This is a genomic window from Pseudomonas sp. P2S-1, assembly GCF_057197725.1.
This window is the reverse complement of record NZ_CM170068.1, coordinates 3317316-3343300: the sequence shown is the minus strand read 5'-3', so window position 1 is coordinate 3343300 and position 25985 is coordinate 3317316. Positions and strand designations below refer to the sequence as shown.

Genomic DNA, 25985 nt, shown 5'->3' with positions numbered 1-25985 from the left:
CTCATGTATAGAAGACTGATTTTATGACGCAGCCGGCCAGGACCGCGCTGCGTTTTTCGTGCGAGCCAATCAAGGGCCGCAGGAAACTTGTCTGGAGGGGGAGAACTTTTGCACAAAGCCCGAGTCTATGGTTGCAAGCCTGAACGATGGCCAAAGCGACACTCCTCCAGGTTCACCGAGGAGTGTTCATGCTAACCCAGGAAGAGGATCAGCAGCTGGTCGAGCGCGTACAGCGCGGCGACAGGCGAGCTTTCGATCTGTTGGTGCTGAAGTATCAGCACAAGATTCTCGGGTTGATCGTGCGATTCGTGCACGACACCCATGAGGCCCAGGATGTGGCGCAGGAAGCGTTCATCAAGGCCTACCGTGCTCTTGGCAATTTCCGGGGTGACAGCGCGTTTTATACCTGGCTGTACCGGATTGCGATCAACACGGCGAAGAACTATCTGGTGTCCCGCGGTCGGCGGCCACCGGACAGCGATGTGAGTTCTGAGGATGCAGAGTTTTACGACGGCGATCATGGCCTCAAGGATCTCGAATCCCCCGAACGCTCGCTGTTGCGCGATGAGATCGAAGGCACCGTCCATCGAACCATCCAGCAGCTGCCAGAAGATTTGCGTACGGCGTTAACTTTACGTGAATTCGATGGTCTGAGTTACGAGGACATTGCCAGCGTCATGCAGTGTCCGGTGGGTACCGTGCGCTCTCGGATTTTCCGCGCTCGGGAGGCCATAGACAAAGCCCTGCAGCCTCTGTTGCAGGAAACCTGAGACAGCGGCGACAGCCAAGAGAGGAACCGCCATGAGTCGTGAAGCTTTGCAGGAATCGCTGTCCGCGGTGATGGATAACGAAGCGGACGAACTGGAGTTGCGTCGGGTACTGAGTGCCGTCGACGACCCCGAAACCCGTGCCACCTGGTCGCGTTACCAGGTAGCCCGTGCAGCGATGCACAAGGAACTGCTGATGCCGAAACTGGACATCGCCTCGGCAGTCTCCGCAGCGCTGGCTGAAGAAGCCACGCCGGTCAAGGTCGCTCGCGGACCATGGCGCAGTGTAGGCCGTCTGGCTGTCGCTGCCTCGGTCACCCTGGCCGTACTGGCGGGTGTTCGCCTGTACAACCAGGACGAAATCACCGGTGCGCAACTGGCTGCCCAGCAACCGGCTACCCAAGGCCTGGTGACCCCACAGGTACAGGGCCCGGCAGTCCTGGCCGGCTACAGCGAAAGCTCCGAGCAGGCTCCAGGCCCGATGGCCAACGGTGTTCTGCAAGGCCAGAGCGGCTGGCAAGACCAGCGTCTGCCAGGCTACCTGCGCCAGCACGCCCAGGAAGCTGCCGTGAAAGGTACTGAAAGCGCGCTGCCCTACGCTCGTGCAGCCAGCCTGGAAAACCGCTAAGGGCTTGAACACCTAAGGAGGATCATGCGCGCGCTACCTCTCATACCGCTCCTGTTAAGCGGCTGTCTGACCTTGCCGGCCCACGCCGCCAATTCGTCGACTGACGCCGCTGACTGGCTCAACCGCTTGGCCCGGGCCGAACAGCAGCAGAGTTACCAGGGTACTTTCGTTTACGAACGCAACGGCAGCTTTTCCACCCACGATATCTGGCATCGCGTCCAGAATGGCAAAGTCAGCGAGCGGCTCCTGCAGCTCGACGGCCCGGCCCAGGAAGTCGTGCGCGTGGATGGCCAGACCCAGTGCGTGAGCGGGGCCCTGGTGGCCGGAGTGGGCAATGCGACGCAGTCGTCGGCACGAGTGCTCGATCCTCTGAAACTGATGAACTGGTACGACCTGAGTGTCGCCGGGCAATCCCGGGTAGCCGGGCGCGATGTGGTGATCGTCACCCTGCGTCCGCGTGACCAGCACCGCTACGCTTTCGAGCTGCACCTGGACAAGGAAACCGCCTTGCCGCTGAAATCCCTGTTGATCAACGACAAGGAACAGTTGCTCGAACGCTTCCAGTTCACCCGTCTCGATACCCGCGACGTGCCTGATGATGCCGAGCTGAAGGCCAGCGCCAATTGCCATCCGGTTGCCCAGGCTGCCGTACCGGCCCACGAGGCGGTTGCCGGCTGGCGTTCGGATTGGCTGCCGCCGGGCTTCGAACTGGTCAACAGCAGCGTGCGCAAGGATGCCGACGGCAAGCACAGCGTCAGCAGCCTGATGTATGACGACGGTCTGGCGCGGTTCTCGGTGTTCCTCGAGGCCCTGGACGGCGGTGGCGGTTTCGACACGCGCACCCAGCTTGGCCCGACGGTCGCGGTTTCGCGGCAACTGACGACGCCGAAGGGCGAAGTGATGGTGACGGTGGTGGGGGAGATCCCCATCGGTACCGCCGAACACGTGGCCTTGTCGATGCGCCCGCAGGACGCCAAGGCAAGCCAGTAACGCAACCGGAGTTGTATCTGTCCAAGGATGACAAAGGATGAAAGGCATGTCCCAGAGCCGCTGACATGATTGGTAAGCCTTCAAGTTTGCAAATCCATCCAGATTTTTCTATAGGTCAGGCCTTCCGGGGTCTGGCCTTTCCTGCTGTTGCAGCCTCAAGAAATGCCGATGTTCCAGGCCTGGTCGCAGCCTTCGGGTTGCCGCCGGGCCTTTTGCATTGGCAGGTCCCTACTGCTTAACCACGCTCGTTGTGACGGGAGCCGTATGTCAATACCACGCTTGAAATCCTATCTATCGCTGTTTGCCGCCGTGTTCATGCTCGGCCAGATGGCCACCGCGCAAGCCGAAGCCCTGCCGGACTTCACCACCCTGGTCGAGCAGGCCTCGCCAGCGGTGGTGAACATCAGTACCAAGCAGAAGCTGCCGGAGCGCAAGTACGCCACCGGGCAGATGCCGGACCTGGAAGGCCTGCCGCCGATGTTCCGCGAGTTCTTCGAGCGCAGCATCCCGCAACAGCCACGCCAGCCGCGCGGTGATCGCCAGCGCGAAGCGCAGTCGCTGGGCTCGGGCTTCATCATTTCCGATGACGGCTATGTACTGACCAACAACCACGTGATCGCCGACGCCGACGAAATCATCGTCCGTCTGTCGGACCGCAGCGAGCTGCAGGCCAAGCTGGTCGGCACCGACCCGCGCACCGACGTGGCCCTGCTCAAGGTCGAGGGCAAGAACCTGCCGACCGTGAAACTGGGCGACTCGTCGAAACTGAAAGTGGGTGAATGGGTACTGGCCATTGGTTCGCCATTTGGCTTCGACCACTCGGTGACCAAGGGTATCGTCAGCGCCAAGGGCCGCACCCTGCCGAACGACACCTACGTGCCGTTCATCCAGACCGACGTGGCGATCAACCCGGGCAACTCCGGTGGCCCGCTGTTCAACATGAACGGCGAAGTGGTGGGTATCAACTCGCAGATCTTCACCCGTTCCGGCGGCTTCATGGGCCTGTCGTTCGCCATCCCGATCGATGTGGCCATCGATGTGTCGAACCAACTGAAGAAAGACGGCAAGGTCAGCCGCGGCTGGCTGGGCGTGGTGATCCAGGAGGTCAACAAGGACCTCGCTGAATCCTTCGGCCTGGACAAGCCGGCCGGTGCCCTGGTGGCCCAGGTCCTGGAAAACGGCCCGGCAGCCAAGAGCGGCCTGCAGGTGGGTGACGTGATCCTCAGCCTGAATGGCCAGCCGATCGTCATGTCTGCCGACCTGCCGCATCTGGTAGGTGGCCTCAAGGATGGTGCCAAGGCCAAGCTGGAAATCATCCGCAACGGCAAGCGCCAGGACCTCGACGTCACTATCGGCGCCTTGCCTGATGAAGACGCGGAAGTCACCACCACCCCGGGCGGCGCCGTCGAGCGCAGCAGCAACCGTCTGGGCGTGAGCGTGTCGGACCTGACCGCCGAGCAGAAGAAAACCCTCGAACTGCAGGGCGGCGTGGTCATCAAGGACGTCCAGGATGGTCCGGCGGCGCTGATCGGCCTGCGTCCGGGCGATGTGATCAGCCACCTGAACAACCAGGCGATCACCTCGGCCAAGCAGTTCACCGAGATCGCCAAGGAGCTGCCGAAGAACCGTTCGGTGTCCATGCGCGTGCTGCGTCAGGGGCGTGCGAGCTTCATTACCTTCAAGCTCGCCGAATAACAGATAGCCACAAGCTGTAAGCCATAAGCTGCAAGAAAGAGCGGATTGCGTTGCCTCCGCTTCTTCTTGCAGCTTTTCGCTTTTATGTGGGGCGAGGTTGCAAAGAGCTGTAGAAACGCCGCGAACTGCTGTTTCTTGCAGCTTGAAGCTTGAAGCTTGCCGCTTCGACAAACAGACCGCCCCGGCGAACGAATCTCCCACAACCCTTCGGCATCAGGTACAATTCCCGGCTATTTTTCGGCGGGCGTCCGGCCCGCGGCCTTTTTGAGTGTTGATCCGTGAGTGATTTGAGTCATATCCGCAATTTCTCCATCATCGCCCACATTGACCACGGCAAGTCGACCCTGGCTGACCGGTTCATCCAGATGTGCGGCGGCCTGAGCGACCGTGAGATGGAGGCGCAGGTCCTCGATTCCATGGACCTCGAGCGCGAGCGCGGGATCACCATCAAGGCCCACAGCGTCACCCTGCACTACAAGGCAGGCGACGGCAAAACCTACCAGCTGAACTTCATCGATACCCCCGGCCACGTCGACTTCACCTATGAAGTCAGCCGCTCGCTGGCCGCCTGCGAGGGTGCGCTGCTGGTGGTCGATGCCGGCCAGGGCGTCGAGGCGCAATCGGTCGCCAACTGCTACACCGCCATCGAACAGGGCCTGGAAGTCATGCCGGTCCTGAACAAGATGGACCTGCCCCAGGCCGACCCGGACCGCGTCAAGGACGAGATCGAGAAGATCATCGGCATCGACGCCACCGACGCCGTGGCCTGCTCGGCCAAGAGCGGCATGGGCGTGGACGAGGTGCTCGAGCGCCTGGTGCAGACCATCCCGGCGCCGGAAGGCGAGATCGACGCACCGCTGCAGGCGCTGATCATCGACTCCTGGTTCGACAACTACCTGGGCGTCGTGTCCCTGGTTCGCGTGCGCCACGGCCGCGTGAAGAAGGGCGACAAGATCCTGGTCAAGTCCACCGGCAAGGTGCACCTGGTCGACAGCGTCGGCGTATTCACCCCGAAACATACCGTCACCGCCGACCTCAAGGCCGGTGAAGTGGGCTTCATCATCGCCAGCATCAAGGAAATTCTCGGTGCGCCAGTGGGCGACACCCTGACCCTGTCCTCGACCCCCGAAGTCGAAGTGCTGCCAGGTTTCAAACAGATCCAGCCGCAGGTGTATGCCGGCCTGTTCCCCGTCAGTTCCGACGATTTCGAAGATTTTCGTGATGCGTTGCAGAAACTGACCCTGAACGACTCGTCGCTGCAGTACACCCCGGAAAGCTCCGACGCCCTGGGCTTCGGCTTCCGTTGCGGCTTCCTCGGCATGCTGCACATGGAGATCATCCAGGAGCGCCTGGAGCGCGAATACGACCTGGACCTGATCACCACCGCACCGAGCGTAATCTTCGAGGTCAAGCTCAAGACCGGCGAAACCATCTACGTCGACAACCCGTCGAAACTGCCGGACGTGTCCTCGGTCGAAGACTTCCGTGAGCCGATCGTCGCCGCGACCATCCTCGTGCCGCAGGAGCACCTGGGCAACGTCATCACCCTGTGCGTCGAGAAGCGTGGCGTGCAGCGCGACATGCAGTTCCTCGGCTCGCAGGTGCAGGTGCGCTACGACCTGCCGATGAACGAAGTGGTCCTCGACTTCTTCGACCGCCTCAAATCCACCAGCCGTGGCTATGCTTCGCTGGATTACCATTTCGACCGTTATCAGTCGGCCAACCTGGTCAAGCTCGATGTACTGATCAACGGCGACAAGGTCGATGCCCTGGCATTGATCGTGCACCGCGACAACGCGCACTACAAAGGTCGCGCGTTGACCGAGAAGATGAAGGAACTGATTCCTCGGCAGATGTTCGATGTCGCGATCCAGGCAGCCATTGGCGGCCAGATCGTTGCCCGGACCACGGTCAAGGCGCTCAGAAAGAACGTACTGGCCAAATGTTACGGTGGCGACGTGAGCCGTAAGCGCAAGCTGCTGGAGAAACAGAAGGCTGGTAAGAAACGCATGAAACAGGTGGGCAACGTGGAAATTCCACAAGAAGCCTTCCTCGCCGTGCTCCGGTTGGATAGCTAGGTCCTATGTCACTAAATTTCCCGCTGTTGCTGGTCATCGCAGTCTTTGTCTGTGGACTGTTGGCGTTGATCGATCTGTTGTTCCTGGCCCCGCGTCGGCGGACCGCCATCGCCACCTACCAGGGCAGCGTCAGCCAGCCCGACGTGGCGGTGGTCGAGCAGTTGAACAAGGAGCCGTTGCTGGTCGAGTACGGCAAGTCGTTCTTCCCGGTGCTGTTCATCGTGCTGGTGCTGCGCTCGTTCCTGGTCGAGCCGTTCCAGATCCCTTCGGGGTCGATGAAGCCGACCCTGGAAGTGGGCGACTTCATCCTGGTCAACAAGTTCTCCTACGGCATTCGCCTGCCGGTGATCGACAAGAAGGTCATCGAGGTCGGTGACCCGCAGCGCGGCGATGTGATGGTGTTCCGCTACCCGAGCGACCCGAACGTCAACTACATCAAGCGTGTGGTCGGCCTGCCGGGCGACGTGGTGCGCTACACCAGCGACAAGCGGCTGTACGTCAACGGCCAGCAGGTCGCCGAGCAATTGATCGGCACCGAGCCGGGCACCCTGGGCAGCGCCGAGCTGTACAAGGAAAAACTGGGCGAGGCCGAGCACCTGATCCGCAAGGAGATGAGCCGCTACCGCATGCCGCCTGACCAGCAATGGACCGTGCCTGCCGGGCACTACTTCATGATGGGCGACAACCGCGACAACTCGAACGACAGCCGCTACTGGGACGATCCGTCGATTCCCAAGGAGCTGCTGGGCATGGTTCCGGACCAGAACATCGTCGGCAAGGCCTTTGCCGTATGGATGAGCTGGCCCGAGCCGAAGCTCAGCCACTTCCCGAGCCTGTCCCGGGTCGGGCTGATCAAGTAACACCTTCACGGCGCTGTCCTCCCGGACGGCGCCGAATGCTTTTCTGGCATAGGCTGTAACGAGGGACCGGACGCGGTTCCCAGCCATCCAGGCCAGCAGCAATGAATCCAAAACGTTTTTCAGGATCCGCATTTGAACAAGGCTTTGATTTCGACGGCCGCCGGCCGGACTGAACCGAACGGCACCGGCGCATCGGCGTCGCCGCTGAACCACCACGAACCTCGTGTGGGGTCACTGTGAGCCCTTCCCTGAGTCGCCTGGAGCGCAAGCTCGGCTACACCTTCAAGAACCAGGAGCTGATGCTGCTGGCCCTGACCCACCGCAGCTACGCCGGGCGCAACAACGAGCGCCTGGAGTTCCTCGGTGACGCCATCCTCAACTTCGTCGCCGGCGAAGCCCTCTTCGAGCGCTTCCCGCAAGCCCGCGAAGGCCAGCTGTCGCGCCTGCGTGCGCGCCTGGTGAAGGGTGAGACCCTGGCCCTGCTGGCCCGCGGTTTCGAACTCGGCGACTACCTGCGCCTGGGTTCCGGCGAGTTGAAGAGCGGCGGCTTCCGTCGCGAGTCGATCCTTGCCGACGCCCTCGAGGCGCTGATCGGTGCCATCTACCTCGATGCCGACATGCAGACCGCCCGCGAGCGCGTGCTGTCCTGGCTGGCGGGCGAGTTCGATAGCCTGACCCTGGTGGACACCAACAAGGACCCGAAAACCCGCCTGCAGGAATTCCTGCAGTCCCGGGCCTGCGAACTGCCCCGCTATGAAGTGGTGGATATCCAGGGCGAGCCGCACTGCCGGACGTTCTTCGTCGAGTGCGAAGTGACCCTGTTGACCGAAAAAAGCCGGGGGCAGGGTGTCAGCCGGCGTATCGCCGAGCAGGTTGCTGCCGCTTCGGCACTGATCGCCCTGGGCGTGGAGAATGGCAATGACTGAACAGAACACTACCCGTTGCGGCTACGTCGCCATCGTCGGCCGTCCCAACGTGGGCAAGTCGACGCTGCTCAACCATATCCTCGGGCAGAAGCTGGCGATCACCTCGCGCAAGCCGCAGACCACCCGGCACAACATGCTCGGGATCAAGACCGAGGGTGATGTCCAGGCGATCTACGTCGATACCCCGGGCATGCACAAGAGCAACGAAAAGGCGCTCAACCGCTACATGAACAAGACCGCCTCGGCGGCGTTGAAGGACGTCGACGTGGTGATCTTCGTGGTCGACCGCACCCGCTGGACCGACGAGGACCAGCTGGTTCTCGAACGCGTGCAGTACGTGCAGGGCCCGGTGATCCTGGCGATCAACAAGACCGACCGCATCGAAGAGAAAGCCGACCTGATCCCGCACCTGCAATGGCTGCAGGAGCAACTGCCGAACGCCGAGATCGTGCCGATTTCCGCGCAGCAGGGGCACAACCTCGAATCCCTCGAAGCGCTGATCGCCAAGCACCTGCCGGAGAACGAGCACTTCTTCCCGGAAGACCAGATCACCGACCGCAGCAGCCGCTTCCTCGCCGCCGAATTGGTACGCGAGAAGATCATGCGCCAGCTCGGTGCCGAGCTGCCGTACCAGATCACCGTGGAAATCGAGGAATTCAAGCAGCAGGGCCACGTCCTGCACATCCATGCGTTGATCCTCGTCGAACGTGACGGGCAGAAGAAGATCATCATTGGCGACAAGGGTGAGCGCATCAAGCGCATCGGTTCCGAAGCGCGCAAGGATATGGAAGTGCTGTTCGACGCCAAGGTCATGCTCAACCTCTGGGTCAAGGTCAAGGGCGGCTGGTCCGACGACGAACGCGCCCTGCGTTCCCTGGGCTACGGCGACCTGTAATCCCCCGGGCCCGCTACCGTCCGGTAGCGGGCCGACTTTCCTGCGAACGCCATCATGGAACAGCCAGAGGCCCTGCCGGCCTACGTTCTGCATAACCGTGCCTATCGCGAAACCAGTGCCCTGGTGGATTTCCTCACGCCGCAGGGGCGCTTTCGTGCGGTCATGCGCCGGGCCCGGGGCAAGGGCGGCAGCCTGGCGCGACCGTTTCTGCCGCTCGAGGTCGAGCTGCGCGGGCGCGGCGAGCTGAAGAACGTCGGGCGCCTGGACAGTGTCGGCGTGGCCGCCTGGCTGAATGGCGATGCGCTGTTCAGCGGGCTCTACCTGAATGAACTGCTGATCCGCCTGCTGCCGGCCGAAGACCCGCATCCCGCCTTGTTCGCCCACTACGCCGCGACCTTGCAGGCTCTCGCCGAAGGGCGCCCCCTCGAGCCGCTGCTGCGCAGTTTCGAATGGCGCCTGCTGGACGAACTGGGCTACGCCTTCGCCCTCGACCAGGACGTCAACGGCGACGTCCTGGAGCCGGATGGCTGGTACCGCCTGCTGGTGGATGCCGGGCTGGAGCGGGTCTACCTGCTGCAACCGGGGCTGTTCAGCGGCCGCGACCTGGCGGCCATGGCCGAGGCCGACTGGGACGCACCGGGTGCGCTGGCTGCGGCCAAGCGCCTGATGCGCCAGGCGCTGGCGGTGCACCTGGGCGGTCGTCCGCTGGTCAGCCGCGAACTGTTTCGCAAGCGCTGAGCACGACGTATGCTGTCGGGCTCAACTTTCAGGAGAGCTTCTTCGTGACCCACAGCAACCGCATCCTTCTCGGCGTCAACATCGACCACGTGGCGACCCTGCGCCAGGCCCGTGGCACCCGATACCCCGACCCGGTCAAGGCCGCGCTGGACGCCGAAGAGGCGGGTGCCGACGGCATCACCGTGCACCTGCGCGAAGACCGCCGGCACATCCAGGAGCGCGACGTGCTGGTGCTTAAGGACGTGCTGCAGACGCGGATGAACTTCGAGATGGGTGTCACCGAAGAGATGATGGCTTTCGCCGAGCGCATCCGTCCGGCGCATATCTGCCTGGTGCCCGAGACCCGTCAGGAGCTGACCACCGAGGGTGGCCTGGATGTGGCGGGGCAGGAAGCGCGGATCAAGGCGGCGGTGGAGCGCCTGTCGAAGCTGGGTTCGGAGGTGTCGCTGTTCATCGATGCCGACGAGCGGCAGATCGAGGCGTCGCGCCGGGTGGGTGCGCCGGCTATCGAGTTGCATACCGGGCGTTATGCCGATGCGCATACCCCGGCGGAAGAAGCCGATGAGCTGAAGCGCATTGCCGATGGTGTGGCGTTCGGCTTGAGCCAGGGGTTGGTCGTCAATGCCGGGCATGGCCTGCATTACCACAATGTCGAGGCGGTGGCGGCGATCAAGGGGATCAATGAGCTGAACATCGGGCATGCGTTGGTGGCGCATGCCTTGTTCGTTGGTTTCAAAGGTGCCGTGGCGGAAATGAAGGCTCTGATCCTGGCCGCTAGCCGGGGTTGATCTTTCGGGCCTCATCGCTGGCAAGCCAGCTCCCACAGGGACCGCGTGCACCGCTGAACCTGTGGGAGCTGGCTTGCCAGCGATAGGGCCCTGAAATTCATTCAGGAAAAACCAGGCTGAACCGGGTCGGCCCATTCACCGCACTGATCACCTCGACCCGTCCGCCGTGCACCTGCATGATCGACCTGACGATCGCCAGCCCCAGCCCGGTTCCCCCGTCCAGCCGCGAACGACCGCAGCCCACCCGGTAAAACCGCTCGAACAGATGCGGTACGTGCTCCGCCGCAATTCCCGGTCCCTGATTCTCGACCCAGCAGCTCAGCCCGGCTTCCTGCGGCTCTATCCCGATCCGCACCGCTTGTCCCTCGGCGCCATGCCGGATGGCATTGCTCAGCAGGTTCGACAGCGCCCGCTGGATCATCAACCGATCCCCACGCACCGTGCCCCAGCCGCGCACCTTCAGTTCGATACCCTTGCTCTGCGCACTCAGCTCGAACAACTCCACCACCCGTCGCACCTCCTCGCCCAGCGCCACCGGATTCAACGGCACCCGGGTCGACGGCTGCTCTACCTGGGCGAGAAACAGCATGTCGGTGATGATCCGAGTCAGCCGGGTCAGTTCCTCGATGCTGTCCTCCAGCGCGACCTTGTAGTCCTCCGGCGGCCGTGCGCGGCTCAGGGTCACCTGGGCCTTGCCCATCAGGTTGCTGATCGGCGTGCGCAACTCGTGGGCGAGATCGTCGGAGAACTGCGCGAGCTGGCCGACGCCGTTTTCCAGGCGATCGAGCATGACGTTGATGCTCCGCGCCAGGGTTTGCAGCTCCAGCGGCAGGCCGTCTTCCGGCAGGCGATGGTTCAGTTCCTGGGCCGACACTTGCTCGGCAATCCGCCGGAAACGCCGCAGCGGCGCCAGCCCGCCCTGTACCAGGCGCCAGGCGCAGACGCCGATCAGCAACAGCAGCAAAGGCAGGGCGTACAGGGTAGAGCGCAGGTAGGCGTGGAGCAGGTCGAGGTCTTCGCTGCGGTTGACCGTCAGCAATACCTGCACCGCCGTGCCGTCCTGCAGGCGCATGCTGCGGGCGGCGGTGAGCAGCTGGTTGTTCTGGCTGTCGCGCCATTCGCTGAAGCCAAGGCGCGGTCCCACGATGATTGCTTCGACGGGGGCCTCCAGTATCGGCCCCAGACTGAGGCGCGCCGGGTGCCGGGCGCTATGCTCGACCACGCTGAGGCTGAGGTTGTCATGGCCCATCACCACATCCAGCAGCGGATGGGCGCGGGCGCTGAGGTCGCTGACCTTGAGGTCGATATTCAGGCTGTGCTCGATCTGCTCCATCTTGCGTTCCAGATGGTCGCGGGCGCGCTGGTCCAGCTCGCGGTCGAGGGCGAACACCGCCAGTGCCGCCAACAGCAGGACCAATGCGGCGCCCATCAGGATCACGCTCAGGCCCAGGCGCAGGGACAGCCGCGCCGGTTTCATTCGCGGGCTTCCAGCACGTAGCCGACGCCACGCAGGGTGTGGATCAGCTTGTCCTCGAAGGGATCGTCGATCTTCGCCCGCAGGCGGCGGATCGAGACTTCCACCACATTGGTGTCGCAGTCGAAGTTCATGTCCCAGACCAGCGAGATGATCTGCGTGCGCGACAGCACCTCGCCGCTCTGGCGCATCAGCAGGTGCAGCAGGGAGAACTCCTTGGCGGTCAGGTCGATGCGCTGGCCGTTGCGCCAGGCGCGGTGGCGGCCGGGGTCGAGCTCCAGATCGGCGACTTTCAGGGTGGTGGGTTGCAAGGGTTGTTCGCTGCGGCGCAGCAGGCTGCGCACCCGGGCCAGCAGTTCGGGGAATTCGAAGGGCTTGAGCAGGTAATCGTCGGCCCCCAGGTCGAGGCCCTTGACCCGGTCGGACAGGCGGCCGTGGGCGGTCAACATCATGATCCGCGTCGCCGACTGCGCGCGCAGGCGCTGCAGCACGGTCCAGCCGTCCAGTTCCGGCAGGTTGACGTCGAGGATCACCAGGTCGTAGGCCTGTTGCCGGGCCAGATGCAGCCCGTCGGCGCCGGTGCGGGCGCAGTCCACCACATAACCGTTTTCGCTCAGGCCCTGTTGCAGGTAATCGGCGGTGCGGACTTCGTCCTCGATGATCAATAGGCGCATGGCAGGCTCTGGCAGGGGAAAGGCGGCGATTCTCGAGCCTGAAGTAGCTTCAGGGTCAAGCGAGGGGAGGGGTATGGTATGACAGGGTGTTGCAGAGAGGGGGAAGGTTACGGATTTGTAATGTTGCAGCCATTTAGGGGTTAGGTGTTCTTCAGGGCCTCATCGCTGGCAAGCCAGCTCCCACAGTGACCGCGTGCACCGCCGGACCTGTGGGAGCTGGCTTGCCAGCGATGAGGCCGGAACTGCCAACCTTACTTCCGGGCGACCAGTACCGCTCGCCGAGGCGCCGGCAAGCCTTCGATGGTCCGGCTGTGATCCTGCGGATCGAGGAAGTCCCCCAGCGACTGGTACTTCATCCACTCGGTGCTGCGCTGTTCTTCCACGCTGGTGGTGCTCACATCCACGCAACGCACATCGCTGAACCCGGCCCGCCGCAGCCAGCGCTCCAGCGCCGGTACCGACGGCAGGAACCAGACGTTGCGCATCTGCGCATAGCGATCCTCAGGCACCAGCACCTGGTTCTCGTCACCCTCGATCACCAGGGTTTCCAGCACCAGTTCGCCGCCCTTGACCAGGCAGTCCTTGAGTGCCAGCAAGTGCTCGATCGGCGAACGTCGGTGATAGAACACGCCCATGGAGAACACCGTGTCGAAGCCTTCCAGCGCCGCCGGCAGGTCTTCCAGGGCGAAAGGCAGGTGCCAGGCCGGCAGGTCCGGCAGGTAGCGCTGCACCGCCTGGAACTGGCAGAAGAACAGCCAGTTGGGGTCGACGCCGATCACGCTGTCGGCACCGGCGCCGAGCATGCGCCACTGGTAGTAGCCATTGCCGCAGCCGACATCCAGCACGCGCTTGCCACGCAGGTCGAGGTGCGGGGCGACCCGCGACCATTTCCAGTCCGAACGCCATTCGGTGTCCACATGCACGCCAAACAGGTCGAACGGCCCTTTGCGCCACGGCGACAGGCCCATCAGCGCGGTACGGGCCTGCTCGCGGGTGGCGTCATCGCAGGCGAAGTCCAGGCGCAGGCCGTTAACCAGGTCGACTTCAGTCGGCATCAGCGCCGGCAGCCGATCCAGCGCGCTTTGCCAGCGCTCCAGGTCGCCATGGCCTTTTTCCAGCTTGGCATCGAGTTGCGCTTGCAGGCCTTGCGACCATTGGGCCAGAGGAGTACCCGCCAGGCGGCGGACCAGAGGAGAAAGATCGATCATGGCAGGGCAATCAGGGAGGCGAAGTTCAGGCACTGGAACCACGGCACCACCTTGGAGAACCCGGCGGCTTCAAGGCGCGCGCGGTGTTCTTCGAGGCTGTCGGGTTTCATCACGTTTTCGATGGCACTGCGTTTCTGGGCGATTTCCAGTTCGCTGTAGCCGTTGGCGCGCTTGAAGGCGATATGCAGGTCGGTGAGCAGGGCATGCTCGCCTTCGTCTTCGAAGCGCAGTTTTTCCGAGAGGATCAGCGCGCCGCCCGGCACCAGGGCCTGGCGGATCTTGCCGAGCAAGGCCAGGCGTGCGGCCGGCTCGATGAACTGCAGGGTGAAGTTCATCGCCACCACCGAGGCCGGTTGCAGCTCCAGCGCGGTGATATCGGCTTCCAGTACCTGCACCGGGAGCAGCTCCTGGTACATGGCGTCCTGGGCCTTCAGGTATTCCGCGCAGCGTTCGACCATGGCCGCCGAGTTGTCCACGGCCAGCACCCGGCAGCCTTCGCTGCGCACATGCCGACGCAGGGCCTGGGTCACCGCGCCAAGGGAACTGCCGAGGTCGTAGAGCAGGGTGTCGGGCTGGGCGAACTGCGCGGCGAGCACGCCGATGTTCTCGACGATGGTCGGGTAGCCGGGCACCGAGCGCTTGATCATGTCGGGGAACACCCGCACTACATCTTCGTTGAAGGTGAAGTCGGGCACCTGATCCAGCGCGGCGGAGAATAGACGATCGGGTTCTTGGCTCACGGTCTGTACACGGGATGGTCGAAAACGGGGCGACATTCTAGCCAAGTGGGGAAGCCGTGCCTATGCGTTGCCGGACGGATGCCCGGCTTCGCCCGGGTTTGCCGGAGCTTTCCCGCCTTGTGCGGCGAACCCCGCCGGCTTCGGCCCGGCCCGGCGGCGCCTAGGGTGGTCCACCTGCCTTGTGCAACAGGGCAGCCATTTTTGCCAAGGACCAGACCATGACCACCAAGGAAAACGAGTCGTTGCAGGCCCTCGATGCCCAGCAGCGTGCCGAATTCGTGCCCAAGCAGTATTTCGACGTCATTTCCAGGAGCGTCGACAACAACCGCATGCAGCCGGCGCTGATCTTCACCGCCGACAACCTGAGAAGCATCAAGCGCTACGCCCACTATGTGCTACGCCTGCCCAACAGCGTCGAGGCGATCAACGGCGCCCATGACCTGTCCTTGCTCGGCATCGATGCCGAGCAGGTGCACCGGCTCTACACCAACCTGCGTACCCATGTCGGCGCCTGGGACGTGCTGGAACGGGAAACCAAGGACCTCGGCACCCGCCTCGGTCTGTTCGCCGAGTCCTTTATCGAGGATGGCCGGAAACTGATCGACAAGCTCGCCACCACCGAGGCGTATCGCACGCTCAAGGCCCGTGTGCGCGATGCGGTCGACGAAGCCGCCCTGGCCGGGGTGACCTATCGGCGTCTCGGCGAGGAAGAGCGCCGGCAGGTCGCCAGCTTCGGCAACCACCTCCAGTTCATCAGCGAGGACATTGCCGAAGTGCGCCGGGATATCACCGCGGTCAAGGACCGCGCGCAATGGTTCACCGATGCCGTGGTCCGTCAGTTGCGCCCGGAAACCGATGCGCTGACCCGCCAGATCAAGGACATCAGCCCGGAAAGAGTCATCGATGAACTGCGCCAGCAACTCGCCCCGCTGGACAAGGAAATCGAGGAGATGGATATCGCCTACCAGAAGCTCGTCGGCCTGGCCTTCACCGGGCTGGTCTTCGGCCCCATCGGCGTGGCGATCACCGGCGGCATCTACGGCGCCCAGGCCGAGGCGGCACGTTCGACCAACAAGCGCCTGCGCCTCGAGCGCGAATGGCTGGTGCAGCAGATCAAGGCGATCAGCCCGATGGTCGGGGTATTCGAAACCACCACCCTGCAGATCGCCGACCTGAAATTCCGCCTGACCGAAGTGCAGACCGCCGCGAAGAACCTCGAGGATGTCTGGAGCATGCTGGGCGTGTATGTCGAACAGTCCGGCGAAGAGCTGGGCCTGATCGGCACCGACGTCGAACTGGCGACCTTCATCCTGCGCTTCGAGCGGGTCCTGCGCCCGTGGCAGAACATCCGTGACATCTCTTCGCAACTGTCGAAGCTCTTCAATGAAACCGTGGACGAGATCAGCAAGGAAGGAACCTTCTCATGAACCAGCCGAACGCCCAGTCGTTGCCCGATATCAGCCGGATGAACGACCTGAAGGAAGATTTTCTCAAGCAGCTCTACAGCACCAACGGGGCCCTGCTGCCGTCGCTGCGTGAGCAGTTGAACGGCCTGTCCACTCGGCTGCTCGACACCGATCGCCTGCTGTCCGAACGGGTGCTCAGCGGCCTGGTGCTGGTCGGCAACCACAAATGGGCCGACCTGGCGCTGGTCCTCGCGCAGAATCCCGGGCAGGCCCAGGTGCTGGAGCAGGATGCCCTGCGCGACAGGCAGCGCCTGCAAGCCAAGGGCGAGGAAATCGCCGAGGCCCTGGCGCTGCTGGGCAAGACCCGGCTTCCTGTGGTGGATGAGCGCAGCGACTCGCTCGCCGAACAGCGCGACGCGCTGAGTGCCTCGATCGCCAACCAGGAAGCGCGGATCGACGACTTCACGGTACAGATCGATGCCATGAGCGAAGTGATCCGCGCCTTCGAGGTGCCGGACGTGCAAAGGATCTTCAAGAGCATGATCCCGACCGAGGCGGAAATCGCCCTGGTACAGAAACTGCTGCTCAAGGGCGTGGACCCGGACAACCTGGTCGCGGCGGCGCGGATCTTCGTCGACAAGGTGGCCGGGCTGCTCGAAGGGCGCAAGCTGAGCGAGGTGATCAGGCTGCGCACGCGCAAGGTGCACGAGCGCGGGGTACTGACCGACGAAGTCTGTGACTGGAGTGCCCGCCGTGCGGCGCTGGAGTGCGAACTGGGGCAACTGCCCAAGGTCGCGGCCCTGGGCGGCGTGCGTGACCAGTGGCTGGAACAGGCCGGGACCTTGACCCGGGGCTGGACCGAGCGGGTCGAGGCGGTTGGCGAGCAGACCGAACTGCAGGCCATGGCCGACGCCCTGTGCGTAATGGAGACGTGGCTGCTGGCGGTACGGCGGCGCTACGAAGAGCTCTAACGCACCTTGATCACGCAGTCGAGATGGCGCGCTGGTGCTTCTTCCGGGGCCCAGGGTTGCTGGTAGACCAGGACCAGATGGCCCTCGCCGGCGGCCTTGGCCCGGAAGCGCCAGGTGGACAGGCCGTCGCTGCCGACCATGCCGTCGCTGTCGTTGCTGCGATAGACCTCCGGGCCCAGGGCGCCGAGTAGCGCTGACGCGGAGTCCTGCAACTGCCAGCGATAGCCGGTGCTGGGGTTGCTGGGCAGGGTGAGGGTCAGGGCCTGGCCGATGTTCAGGTCGATCGGGCACTGGCTCTGCTTTTCCACCACCACCGGTTCGGTGCGGGTGGTGTCGTGGGAGCAGGCGGCGAGCAGGGTGAGGCCCGACAGCAGGGCGGTACGGCGGATCGTCATGCAGCACTCCGGAGCGCGATGGGCTTTGGTATCGGCTCCGGAGCTTAAACCGGATGGGTTGTCGGGTTCTACCCGAAGTGATCGGGTGACTTCGAGGGCCCTATCGCTGGCAAGCCAGCTCCCACAGGGTCCGCGGTGCATGCGATCCCTGTGGGAGCTGGCTTGCCAGCGATGAGGCCCTCAAAAACTCAGCTGAACAAGACCTTTGCCACATCCCCGAAGCGCTTGGCGAAATGCACTGTCAGCCCGTCCTTCAGGTACTCCGGCAACTCCAGGAAATCACCCCGGTTCGCTTCCGGCAGGATCAGCTCGAAGATCTTCTGCCGCCGCGCCGCGATCACCTTCTCGCGTACCCCGCCAATCGGCAGGACCGCCCCGGTCAGGGTCATTTCGCCGGTCATCGCCACGCCTTTCTTCGGCACCTGGTCCCGGGCCAGCGACAGCAGCGCGCTGGCCATGGTCACGCCGGCACTCGGGCCATCCTTCGGCGTCGCTCCTTCCGGTACATGCAGGTGGACGAAGGCTTCGTTGAAGAAGGTCGGATCGCCGCCGAACTGCTTCAGGTGCGAGCTGATGTAGCTATAGGCAATTTCCGCTGATTCCTTCATCACGTCACCCAGTTGCCCGGTGAGCTTGAAGCCGCGGTTCAGGGTGTGGATCCGCGTCGCTTCGATCGGCAACGTGGCGCCACCCATGCTGGTCCAGGCCAGCCCGGTGATCACGCCCTTGCCGGCCAGCACCTGCTCGCTGCGGAACACCGGCATGCCGAGGGCCGCTTCGAGGTCCTTGGGGCCGATCTTGATGTTCGCGTCCGGCTCGTCGAGCAAGCGCACCACCGCCTTGCGCACCAGCTTGCCCAACTGTTTCTCCAACTGGCGTACCCCGGCCTCGCGGGCATAGCCCTCGATCACCGTGCGCAGCGCGGCATCGCTGATGCTCAGGCTGGTCTTGGCCACGCCGGCCTTCTGCAACTGCTTGGGCCACAGGTGGCGCTTGGCGATCGCCAGTTTTTCCTCGGTGATGTAGCCGGACAGGCGAATCACTTCCATCCGATCAAGCAACGGGCCGGGAATCGAGTCGAGGGTGTTGGCGGTACACACGAACAGCACCTTGGACAGGTCCAGGCGCAGGTCCAGGTAGTGGTCGAGGAAATCGACGTTCTGCTCCGGATCGAGGGTTTCCAGCAGCGCCGAGGCCGGGTCGCCCTGGTAGCTCTGGCCCATCTTGTCGATCTCGTCGAGCATGATCACCGGGTTCATCACCTCCACGTCCTTCAGCGCCTGCACCAGCTTGCCCGGCTGGGCGCCGATGTAGGTGCGGCGGTGGCCCTTGATCTCGGCCTCGTCGCGCATGCCGCCGACGCTGAAGCGGTAGAACGGCCGGCCCAGGGACTCGGCGATGGACTTGCCGATACTGGTCTTGCCCACCCCCGGCGGGCCCACCAGCAACACGATGGAGCCGCTGATCTCGCCCTTGTAGGCGCCGACCGCGAGGAATTCGAGGATGCGGTCCTTGACGTCATCCAGCCCGGAATGGTGCTGGTCGAGGACCTTGCGCGCGTGCTTGAGGCTCAGCTTGTCTTCGCCGTACACGCCCCAGGGCAGGGCGGTGGCCCATTCCAGGTAGTTGCGGGTGACGGCGTATTCCGGCGAGCCGGTCTCGAGGATCGCCAGCTTGCCCATCTCTTCGTCGATGCGCTTCTGCGCGGCGGCGGGCAGGGTCTTGCCGTCGAGGCGCTGCTTGAACTGCTCGAGGTCGGCGCTGCGGTCGTCCTTGGTCAGGCCCAGCTCCTGCTGGATGACCTTGAGCTGTTCCTTGAGGAAGAACTCGCGCTGGTGCTCGCCGATCTGCCGGTTCACCTCGGCGGAAATCTCGTTCTGCAGGCGCGCGACTTCGACTTCCTTGCGCAGCATCGGCAGGACTTTTTCCATGCGCTTGAGGATTGGCACGCAGTCCAGCACTTCCTGGAGTTGCGGGCCGGTGGCCGAGGTCAGCGCGGCGGCGAAATCGCTCAGCGGCGACGGGTCGTTGGGGCTGAAGCGGTTGAGGTAGTTCTTCAGCTCTTCGCTGTACAGCGGGTTGAGCGGCAGCAGTTCCTTGATCGCATTGATCAGCGCCATGCCGTAGGCCTTCACCTCGTCGGTGGGCTCGGGGCTCTGGTGCGGGTATTCGACTTCCACCAGGTACGGTGGGCGATGGTGCTTGAGCCAGGTGCGGATGCGCACCCGCGTCAGGCCCTGGGCGACGAACTGCAGCTTGCCGTTCTCGCGGCTGGCGTGGTGCACCTTGACCAGGGTGCCATACAGCGGCAGCGCCGAGGTGTCGAAATGCCGGTGGTCCTGCAGCGGCTCGTCCATGAAGAACAGGGCCAGGCTGTGGTGCGGGGTCTTGGCCACCAGGTCGAGGGTTTCCGCCCAGGGTTCTTCGTTGACGATCACCGGCAGCACCTGCGCGGGGAAGAACGGGCGGTTGTGGATCGGGATCACATAGACCTTGTCCGGCAGTTGCTGGCCGGGCAGGGCGAGGGTGCGGCCGGTCGGGTCGGTGTCGTCGAGATGCTCGACTTCGGCGTATTCGTCGGGATGTTCCGGGAGATCCTGCTGGTCGCTCATGGGGCACCTGCGTGAATGACTATGGTGCTTAGATGGGGCGGTAGAAGGGTGGTTTCAATGCCTGACGGCTTTTGTCGGGAAGGCCGCAGGAAACAAGGAGCTTAGTGCATGTACGGAGAGTTGATCGCGAAGTGCTACTGTTGGCGTCTGTCGCCCGTGTCGGGCCAAAGGAGTCGCCAATGGAAGCTGCACTGAAGCGCATCACGCGGGAACTGCAGGACATCAGCAAGGATCCGCCGGCCAATTGCTCGGCAGGGCCCCAAGGCGAAAGCCTGTTTCACTGGAAGGCCACGATGATGGGGCCGATGAACACGCCCTACGAGGGCGGGGTGTTTTTTCTCGATGTGCAGTTTCCCAAGGACTATCCGTTCAAGCCGCTGAAGCTGGCCTTCGAGACCCGGGTCTGGCATCCGAATATCGGTGAGAACGGAGAGATCGGGCTGGAGGTGCTCGACGAGAACTGGAGCCCGGCGCTGACCTTGTCGAAGGTGCTGTTGAGCGTGCAGGCGCTGCTGGCGGATCCGGAGCCGCGGGGGGCGCTGAATCTGGAGGCGGCCGGGGAGTATCAGCGGGTGCGGGCGCAGTTCGACAAGACGGCGCGGGAGTGGACCCGGACGTTTGCCATGTAGATTTGCAGTGGGTTTGAGGGCCCTATCGCTGGCAAGCCAGCTCCCACAGGTTTCGCGGTGCACGCGGTCCCTGGACTGCCCCCGAAAAGTTGGACAGCTTTAGCCAGCGGCCTGAGCCCTGTAATCGACGGGGCTTAGGCCATTTAGCCTCAGCTTGATGCGGTCATGGTTGTAGTAGCGGATGTACTCATCTAGGCCGGTGATCAGCTCTTCGACGCTCTCAAACCGTTTCAAGTAGAAAAACTCCGACTTGAGCGTGCCGAAGAAGCTTTCCATAGCGGCGTTATCCAGGCAATTCCCTTTGCGCGACATGCTCTGCTTTACGCCGCGCTGCTCAAGCTTTTCTCGGTATTGGCGCTGCTGATAATGCCACCCCTGATCAGAGTGAATGACCAGCTTCGGCTCCTTTCCCAAGCTACTCAGGGCTTTTTCCAGCATGTTCCCCACCAGCTCATAGCTGGGCCGGCGAGCGATCTCGTAGGCCACGATCTCACTGTTGTACAGGTCCATCACTGGTGAGAGGTAGAGCTTTTGCTGAGCCACTTTAAACTCGGTTACGTCAGTTACCCACTTCTGATTGGGCCGCTGGGCGATGAAGTTCCGCTCCAGCAGATTCTCGGCAATCCTGCCTACCTCTCCTCGATAGGACCGATATTTTTTAGGCCGCACTACCGCCTGCAAACCTTGGTCTGCCATCAGTCGCTCCACAACCTTCTTGTTCACCAGGACGCCTTGATTCTTGATCGCCAGCGTCACGCGCCGATACCCATAGAGCCCTTTTTCCTTGTGATAGACCTGACTCACTAGTTCTTTCAGATGGGCGTGTTTATCCGGCCTTTGAAGGCTTTTGAGCTGGTAATAGAAGGTGCTGTTCGACAACTCAACCAAGTCCAGCAACGCTGACAGCGGGAACCGGGTTCGGAGTCTGGAAACGATCAGCGTTTTTTCTCTTGCCTTCGCTCCTTCTCCTCTCTCAAAGCCTTCAGCTCCTTTAGGACAGCGTTCTCCATGCGCAGATACTCGAGTTCCGCCATGAGCTGATCTCGTGGCTTCAGCGCGTCGTCGGTATCAGTGGGTTTGAGTGGCTTAATCTTCTTGGACACGTCGGTAGGCTTTTTTCGTTGAGAGGCAGAGGAGGCAAGGTTGCCACTGTAGTACTGGTCCTCCCAAATGCCTATCCGAGAGGACTGGCCCAAGCCAAAATGCGCTGCCGTTTGACGCAGGGAAAGCCGGTGCTCGCGCATGTGCTGCACAACTCTGCGCTTGAAGTCGATGTGGTAGCGCTGACTATGAGGTATGGAACTGATAGTGGAGCGAGCTTTGTAGCTGGCCACCCAGCGCCTCAGCAGGCTGAAATCGATGTTGAAATGCTGGGCTACCTTTCGAAAACCATCACTGCCCTCTAGATAGGCAGTGATGGCTGCCAGCTTGAACTGTTCGGTGTACTTCATAACTCCCCCAAGGGTTGGATTAGTCTCCAATTTCTTGGGGGCAGTCCATCCCTGTGGGAGCTGGCTTGCCAGCGATGAGGCCCTCAAGAGCAATCAGTTAGGCAATTTGTAAGCGATGATGTAGTCGCCCATCTTGGTCCCCAGGGAGCCATGCCCGCCGGCCGTCACCAACACATACTGCTTCCCGTCCTTCCCGGTATAGGTCATCGGCGTCGCCTGCCCACCCGCCGGCAGTCGCGATTTCCACAGTTCCTTGCCGGTATTCACGTCATACGCCCGCAGATACTGGTCCAGGGTCCCGCTGAGGAAGCCCAGGCCACTGGCGGTGACGATCGAGCCGCCCATGCTCGGCACACCGATCGGCAGGCCAATCGGGATCGGCGAGCTGTCGCGGCTGGTGCCGTTCTTGTGCTTCCACACCACCTTGTTGCTGAGCAGGTCGATGCCCGCCACATAGCCCCAGGCCGGGGCCTGGCAGGGTACGCCCAGCGGCGACATGAACGGGTGCATGGTCACCGCATACGGCGCACCGGTATTGGGCTGCACGCCGCTGGTCTCGCTCTCGCGCTTGCTGCCCTCGGCCACCTCGGCACGCGGCACCATCTTCGAGACGAAGGCCATGTAGTTCGGGCTGGTGAACAGCAATTGGCGCACCGGATCCACCGACACGCTGCCCCAGTTGAACACCCCGACGTTACCCGGATAGACCAGCGAGCCCTGCTCCGACGGCGGGGTGTACTGGCCTTCGTAGCGCAGCTGGCGGAACTGGATGCGGCAGAGCATCTGGTCGAACGGGCTGGCGCCCCACATGGCCTGTTCGGTCAGGTCCGGGCCGAGCAGGTTGAGGTCGGAACGGGCCTGGGTCGGCGAGGTGTGGTCGCCCGGCACCGCGCCTTGCGGCGTCGGGATCTCGTGGATCGGCACGATGGCGGTGCCGTCGCGACGATCAAGCACGTACAGGCTGCCTTGCTTGGTCGGGGCGATCAGCGCCGGCTTGACGCCATCGGCGGTCTTCAGGTCGAGCAGGGTCGGCTGGCTGCCGACGTCCATGTCCCACAGGTCGTGGTGGGTGAACTGGTAGTTCCAGCGCACCTTGCCGGTGGCCAGATCCAAGGCGACGATACCGGCGCTGAATTTCTCCGCGCCTGGGGTGCGGTCGGCGCCCCACTGGTCCGGGGTCTGGTTGCCCAGGGGCAGGTAGACCATGCCGAGGTTCTCGTCGACGCTGGCCAGCGACCACATGTTCGCCGAGTTGCGGCTGTAGGTCTTGCCCGGGGCCAGCGGCTTGGTGTCGTCCGGGTTGTTGCTGTCCCAGTTCCACACCAGGTGGCCGTCGTGCACGTCATAGGCGCGGATCACGCCGGACGGCTCGTTGGTCGATTCGTTGTCGGTGACGTGGCCACCGATGATCACCAGGCTGCGGGTAATCGCCGCCGGCGAGGTGGAGTAGTAGCCGCCGGCGGTGAACGGGCCGATGCCCTGGGTCAGGTCGATGGTGCCCTGGTTGGCGAAGCCTTCGCAGACCTTGCCGTTGTCGGCGTTGAGCACGATCAGGCGGGCGTCGGCGGTCGGCAGGTAGAGGCGGCGCGGGCAAGCGCGGGCCACGGCCTGACCGGCTTCGCTGATCTTCGGCGCGGGGCTGCCGTCGGCGTTGACGTAGCTGTTCTCGTCGTAATAAGAGACGCCGCGGCAGGTCATGTGGGCGAAGCCCTTGAAGCTGCCGGTCGGGCTCTTGACCTGCGGGTCGAAGCGCCAGATTTCCGCGCCGGTGTCCGGGTCCAGGGCCAGCACCTTGCTGTGCGCGGTGCAGGCGTAGAGCTTGCCGTTGACCTTGAGCGGGGTGTTCTGGTTGGTCAGCTCGACCGGGTCATCCGCGCTGGGCATGTCGCCGGTGCGGATGCGCCAGGCTTCTTCCAACTGGTAGATGTTGGTCGGGGTGATCTGCCGCAGTGGCGAATAGCGGTCACCGTACTCGGTGCGGCCATAGGCCTGCCAGTCGCCGGCAGGCATGTCCGGGGCGGTGTTGAACAGGGTGGTGGTGTCACGCCCCAGCTCGCCCTTGATCTCGCCCGGGTGGGTGAACTGGCTGCCAATGGCGGTGGCGCCGGAGGCGATCACGGCGACACCGAGGATCGCCAGGTTGATACGCGCCGGCTGGCCGGCCAGGCCGCGCAGCGGACGCCGCGCCCAGGGCAGCAGCAGGACCACGCCGAGGGCGAACCACAGGGACAGGCGCGGCACCAGTTGCCACCAGTCCAGGCCCACTTCCCACAGGGCCCATGCCGTGCTGGCCAGCAGCACCAGGCCGTACAGGCCGAGGGCGTGCTTGCGCAGGGCCAGGAGCATGATCCCGGACACGGCGAAGCCGATGCCGGCGATCAGGTAATACAGCGAGCCGCCCAGTTGCATCAGCTTGATGCCGCCGGCGACCAGGGCCATGCCCATCAGCAACAGCAGCACACCGAGCAGTCTCGGTAGCCAGCGGGTTCCGTCTGCGCTCATTGAAGGTTCTCCATCAGTGTTGAAATCGTCAGGCCCGCGGGCCGGTTAAAAGTGGCTCTGGATCTTCAAACCGCCGACCAGCGCATCGTCCACCGCCTGTACCCCGCCCGGATGGCGGATGTACTGCAGGTTCGGGCGCAGGGTGAGCCAGTTGGCCAGGTGGATGCCGTAATACAGCTCGGCGCTGTATTCGGTGTCCTGGACCGGCAGGAAGGCGGGATCGTCGAAATCGTCGAGGCCGGCGGCGCGGTTGTGCGCCTGGGCGTTCTTGCGGAAGGCGGGGTTGACGTGCACGCGGGCCACGGCGAAACCGATATCGTCCTGCGCCCTGGCGTCGAACGGCCCCCTGTACACCACACCTGCCTGAACGTAGTTGTCGATGGCATTGGTCTTCTTGTCGTGCAGCGTGGCATTGGCGAAAACGCTCAGGCCACGGGAATGATCGCTGGCCAACGACGTCACCTGCTGCTGTGCCCCCAGCCAGAAACCGTGCTTGCTCGAACGGCTGCGGTAGTTCTGGCCGCTCAGTGCGGCGGACTGGTCGTTGTCGTCGCGGTAAACATCCTTGGCATTGGCATTACTGTAGTAGTAGCCCGCCCGATATTCCCCTTTAAGGCCTCTGATTGCCGGGCTCCAGACCAGTTCAACCGGGAACATGGCGCCCTGGGTGCCGCTGCCGCTGAGTTTGAAGCCATTGTTGCGCTCCAGGTTGGACGGGTTCTGCTCGAAGGCGCCGACCTGGGCGTAGAGCTCGGGCGTGAGGTTGTAGCGCACCCGTGCCGCCCACTGGCTGACCGGCCAGTTGTACCAGCTGTCGCCGACCCAGTTGCCGACCTGGGAGCCGCAGAAGGCCAGGTTCTGGAAGTCGCAGGGGAAGCTGTTGAAGTCCTCGCCTTCGCCGAAGCGGCCGAGTTTCACGTCGAGGGCGCCGTCGAAGTACTTTTGCTTGATCCACAGTTGCGTCAGCCGCCAGGTCTGGCCGCGGCCCCAGACTTCCTGGGCCGAGGTGAAGCCGCCGACCCGCGGGTCGTTGATGCGGTCGTTGCTGATGTTGTTGCCATGACGCTCGGTGACGGTCAGCTGGAACTCGGTGGCGTGCCAGCCGAGGATCTTCTCCAGGTCCAGATGGCTGCCGAAGGCGAACTGGTCGCTGTAGCGTGCGGTGCGGTCATGGTCGTAGCCGCCGTGCAGGTTGCTGCCCATCTCGCCGGTGTAGTCGAGGCTGAAATCGTAGCCGCGTTCGGCCAGGTCGCTGCGGGTGCCGTTCCAGTCGCCGAGCATCCAGGGGGAGTCGGCGTCGAACATCGGGGTGGCCTGGCTGGTGGCGGCCAGGGCGCATAACAGCGGCGCAACGAGGAGACGGGAAGCAGTGTGGCAGGGCATGAGATAGCGCTATCTTTTGATTGTTGAAGAAAACGGCAGATATCCCGGCGGGGGGAGTTCGCCAGGATTCTTCGGTAAATTCGGGGTGATTAAGCGTTTCAGCTTGGGGCGGGGAGGATATAGAGGATTGATGGGGTTGGAAAGGTTGGAGGTTGTCAGGGTGTTTTGTGGGATT

Annotated in this window: 22 protein-coding genes; 13 read left to right on the top strand and 9 right to left on the bottom strand. The window is 63.4% G+C overall.

Annotated elements, in window-relative coordinates:
* Positions 1–188 precede the first annotated feature (188 nt).
* The 10 genes from rpoE (at position 189) to pdxJ (ending at position 10365) form a co-directional block, all read left to right on the top strand.
* Positions 189–770, top strand: coding sequence for an RNA polymerase sigma factor RpoE/AlgU (gene rpoE / locus AC2CQI_RS14700; RefSeq protein WP_003252049.1), 582 nt, complete (start codon positions 189–191; stop codon positions 768–770).
* A gap of 31 nt (positions 771–801) precedes the next feature.
* Positions 802–1395 carry a sigma-E factor negative regulatory protein gene (locus AC2CQI_RS14695; protein ID WP_484577132.1) on the top strand — a complete coding sequence of 198 codons (594 nt, stop codon included), beginning with the start codon at positions 802–804 and terminating at the stop codon, positions 1393–1395.
* Between the two features lie 24 nt (positions 1396–1419).
* Positions 1420–2385 carry a MucB/RseB C-terminal domain-containing protein gene (locus tag AC2CQI_RS14690; protein ID WP_484577131.1) on the top strand — a complete coding sequence of 322 codons (966 nt, stop codon included), beginning with the start codon at positions 1420–1422 and terminating at the stop codon, positions 2383–2385.
* Between the two features lie 315 nt (positions 2386–2700).
* Entirely contained in the window at positions 2701–4080 is a 1380-nt protein-coding gene (locus AC2CQI_RS14685) for a DegQ family serine endoprotease (RefSeq protein ID WP_484580620.1), read from the top strand.
* A gap of 278 nt (positions 4081–4358) precedes the next feature.
* Positions 4359–6158 (top strand): translation elongation factor 4, encoded by a 1800-nt coding sequence (gene lepA / locus AC2CQI_RS14680; protein WP_075801365.1) that lies wholly within the window; start codon positions 4359–4361, stop codon positions 6156–6158.
* 5 nt (positions 6159–6163) lie between these two features.
* Positions 6164–7018 carry a signal peptidase I gene (lepB, locus tag AC2CQI_RS14675; RefSeq protein ID WP_075801364.1) on the top strand — a complete coding sequence of 285 codons (855 nt, stop codon included), beginning with the start codon at positions 6164–6166 and terminating at the stop codon, positions 7016–7018.
* 236 nt (positions 7019–7254) lie between these two features.
* A complete protein-coding gene (rnc, locus tag AC2CQI_RS14670) occupies positions 7255–7944 on the top strand; it encodes a ribonuclease III (RefSeq protein WP_075801363.1) in 690 nt (229 codons plus the stop codon).
* Positions 7937–8839 carry a GTPase Era gene (gene era, locus AC2CQI_RS14665; RefSeq protein WP_075801362.1) on the top strand — a complete coding sequence of 301 codons (903 nt, stop codon included), beginning with the start codon at positions 7937–7939 and terminating at the stop codon, positions 8837–8839. Before rnc ends, era begins: the two co-directional genes overlap by 8 nt.
* A 54-nt stretch (positions 8840–8893) precedes the next feature.
* On the top strand, positions 8894–9577 hold the full coding sequence (gene recO / locus AC2CQI_RS14660) for a DNA repair protein RecO (RefSeq protein ID WP_075801361.1): 684 nt from the start codon (positions 8894–8896) through the stop codon (positions 9575–9577).
* A 44-nt stretch (positions 9578–9621) separates the two neighbouring features.
* Positions 9622–10365 carry a pyridoxine 5'-phosphate synthase gene (pdxJ, locus tag AC2CQI_RS14655; protein ID WP_484577130.1) on the top strand — a complete coding sequence of 248 codons (744 nt, stop codon included), beginning with the start codon at positions 9622–9624 and terminating at the stop codon, positions 10363–10365.
* A gap of 97 nt (positions 10366–10462) precedes the next feature.
* Here pdxJ and AC2CQI_RS14650 read toward each other — a convergent pair whose 3' ends face one another.
* From AC2CQI_RS14650 to cmoA, 4 genes are all read right to left on the bottom strand, one after another.
* Positions 10463–11842, bottom strand: a complete 1380-nt coding sequence (locus AC2CQI_RS14650; protein ID WP_075801359.1) for a heavy metal sensor histidine kinase — start codon at positions 11840–11842, stop codon at positions 10463–10465.
* Positions 11839–12513 (bottom strand): heavy metal response regulator transcription factor, encoded by a 675-nt coding sequence (locus tag AC2CQI_RS14645; protein ID WP_484577129.1) that lies wholly within the window; start codon positions 12511–12513, stop codon positions 11839–11841. The genes AC2CQI_RS14650 and AC2CQI_RS14645 overlap by 4 nt, the downstream gene beginning before the upstream one ends.
* Before the next feature lie 251 nt (positions 12514–12764).
* Entirely contained in the window at positions 12765–13721 is a 957-nt protein-coding gene (gene cmoB / locus AC2CQI_RS14640; RefSeq protein WP_075801357.1) for a tRNA 5-methoxyuridine(34)/uridine 5-oxyacetic acid(34) synthase CmoB, read from the bottom strand.
* A complete protein-coding gene (cmoA, locus tag AC2CQI_RS14635) occupies positions 13718–14497 on the bottom strand; it encodes a carboxy-S-adenosyl-L-methionine synthase CmoA (protein ID WP_484577128.1) in 780 nt (259 codons plus the stop codon). Before cmoA ends, cmoB begins: the two co-directional genes overlap by 4 nt.
* Before the next feature lie 182 nt (positions 14498–14679).
* On the opposite strand from cmoA, the gene AC2CQI_RS14630 reads away from it, so the two are divergent.
* Positions 14680–15888 carry an alpha-xenorhabdolysin family binary toxin subunit A gene (locus AC2CQI_RS14630; RefSeq protein WP_484577127.1) on the top strand — a complete coding sequence of 403 codons (1209 nt, stop codon included), beginning with the start codon at positions 14680–14682 and terminating at the stop codon, positions 15886–15888.
* Positions 15885–16838: a hypothetical protein gene (locus AC2CQI_RS14625; RefSeq protein WP_484577126.1), complete on the top strand. Its 954-nt coding sequence runs from the start codon at positions 15885–15887 to the stop codon at positions 16836–16838. The genes AC2CQI_RS14630 and AC2CQI_RS14625 overlap by 4 nt, the downstream gene beginning before the upstream one ends.
* On the opposite strand, the gene AC2CQI_RS14620 is transcribed toward AC2CQI_RS14625, so the two are convergent.
* Together AC2CQI_RS14620 and lon are read right to left on the bottom strand one after the other, a co-directional pair.
* A complete protein-coding gene (locus tag AC2CQI_RS14620; RefSeq protein ID WP_075801353.1) occupies positions 16835–17233 on the bottom strand; it encodes a protease inhibitor I42 family protein in 399 nt (132 codons plus the stop codon). The two genes, AC2CQI_RS14625 and AC2CQI_RS14620, sit on opposite strands and share 4 nt — an antisense overlap.
* Before the next feature lie 188 nt (positions 17234–17421).
* Positions 17422–19845 carry an endopeptidase La gene (lon, locus tag AC2CQI_RS14615; protein WP_484577125.1) on the bottom strand — a complete coding sequence of 808 codons (2424 nt, stop codon included), beginning with the start codon at positions 19843–19845 and terminating at the stop codon, positions 17422–17424.
* 179 nt (positions 19846–20024) lie between these two features.
* On the opposite strand from lon, the gene AC2CQI_RS14610 reads away from it, so the two are divergent.
* Positions 20025–20474 (top strand): ubiquitin-conjugating enzyme family protein, encoded by a 450-nt coding sequence (locus tag AC2CQI_RS14610; RefSeq protein ID WP_075801351.1) that lies wholly within the window; start codon positions 20025–20027, stop codon positions 20472–20474.
* A gap of 99 nt (positions 20475–20573) precedes the next feature.
* Here the strand turns inward: AC2CQI_RS14610 and AC2CQI_RS14605 are convergent.
* The 3 genes from AC2CQI_RS14605 to AC2CQI_RS14595 form a co-directional block, all read right to left on the bottom strand.
* Positions 20574–21925 (bottom strand): IS3 family transposase gene (locus tag AC2CQI_RS14605; protein ID WP_484577124.1). Its coding sequence is split into 2 segments (ribosomal slippage): positions 20574–21445 and positions 21445–21925, totalling 1353 coding nucleotides; the frame shifts between segments, so codons are not numbered across the junction.
* Positions 21926–22018: 93 nt separating this feature from the next.
* Entirely contained in the window at positions 22019–24427 is a 2409-nt protein-coding gene (locus AC2CQI_RS14600) for a glucose/quinate/shikimate family membrane-bound PQQ-dependent dehydrogenase (protein ID WP_075801350.1), read from the bottom strand.
* A 45-nt stretch (positions 24428–24472) separates the two neighbouring features.
* A complete protein-coding gene (locus tag AC2CQI_RS14595) occupies positions 24473–25810 on the bottom strand; it encodes a carbohydrate porin (RefSeq protein ID WP_484577123.1) in 1338 nt (445 codons plus the stop codon).
* Positions 25811–25985 lie beyond the last annotated feature (175 nt).

Excerpts from the sequence above, each read along its gene's own strand:
- AC2CQI_RS14620 (WP_075801353.1), bottom strand. The coding sequence starts at position 17,233 with ATGACGATCCGCCGTACCGCCCTGCTGTCGGGCCTCACCCTGCTCGCC.
- AC2CQI_RS14595 (WP_484577123.1), bottom strand. The coding sequence starts at position 25,810 with ATGCCCTGCCACACTGCTTCCCGTCTCCTCGTTGCGCCGCTGTTATGC.
- AC2CQI_RS14690 (WP_484577131.1), top strand. The coding sequence starts at position 1,420 with ATGCGCGCGCTACCTCTCATACCGCTCCTGTTAAGCGGCTGTCTGACC.
- AC2CQI_RS14645 (WP_484577129.1), bottom strand. The coding sequence starts at position 12,513 with ATGCGCCTATTGATCATCGAGGACGAAGTCCGCACCGCCGATTACCTG.
- cmoA (WP_484577128.1), bottom strand. The coding sequence starts at position 14,497 with ATGTCGCCCCGTTTTCGACCATCCCGTGTACAGACCGTGAGCCAAGAA.
- AC2CQI_RS14625 (WP_484577126.1), top strand. The coding sequence starts at position 15,885 with ATGAACCAGCCGAACGCCCAGTCGTTGCCCGATATCAGCCGGATGAAC.
- AC2CQI_RS14610 (WP_075801351.1), top strand. The coding sequence starts at position 20,025 with ATGGAAGCTGCACTGAAGCGCATCACGCGGGAACTGCAGGACATCAGC.
- AC2CQI_RS14685 (WP_484580620.1), top strand. The coding sequence starts at position 2,701 with ATGCTCGGCCAGATGGCCACCGCGCAAGCCGAAGCCCTGCCGGACTTC.
- recO (WP_075801361.1), top strand. The coding sequence starts at position 8,894 with ATGGAACAGCCAGAGGCCCTGCCGGCCTACGTTCTGCATAACCGTGCC.
- AC2CQI_RS14695 (WP_484577132.1), top strand. The coding sequence starts at position 802 with ATGAGTCGTGAAGCTTTGCAGGAATCGCTGTCCGCGGTGATGGATAAC.
- era (WP_075801362.1), top strand. The coding sequence starts at position 7,937 with ATGACTGAACAGAACACTACCCGTTGCGGCTACGTCGCCATCGTCGGC.
- lon (WP_484577125.1), bottom strand. The coding sequence starts at position 19,845 with ATGAGCGACCAGCAGGATCTCCCGGAACATCCCGACGAATACGCCGAA.
- AC2CQI_RS14630 (WP_484577127.1), top strand. The coding sequence starts at position 14,680 with ATGACCACCAAGGAAAACGAGTCGTTGCAGGCCCTCGATGCCCAGCAG.
- AC2CQI_RS14600 (WP_075801350.1), bottom strand. The coding sequence starts at position 24,427 with ATGAGCGCAGACGGAACCCGCTGGCTACCGAGACTGCTCGGTGTGCTG.
- lepB (WP_075801364.1), top strand. The coding sequence starts at position 6,164 with ATGTCACTAAATTTCCCGCTGTTGCTGGTCATCGCAGTCTTTGTCTGT.
- rpoE (WP_003252049.1), top strand. The coding sequence starts at position 189 with ATGCTAACCCAGGAAGAGGATCAGCAGCTGGTCGAGCGCGTACAGCGC.
- AC2CQI_RS14650 (WP_075801359.1), bottom strand. The coding sequence starts at position 11,842 with ATGAAACCGGCGCGGCTGTCCCTGCGCCTGGGCCTGAGCGTGATCCTG.
- cmoB (WP_075801357.1), bottom strand. The coding sequence starts at position 13,721 with ATGATCGATCTTTCTCCTCTGGTCCGCCGCCTGGCGGGTACTCCTCTG.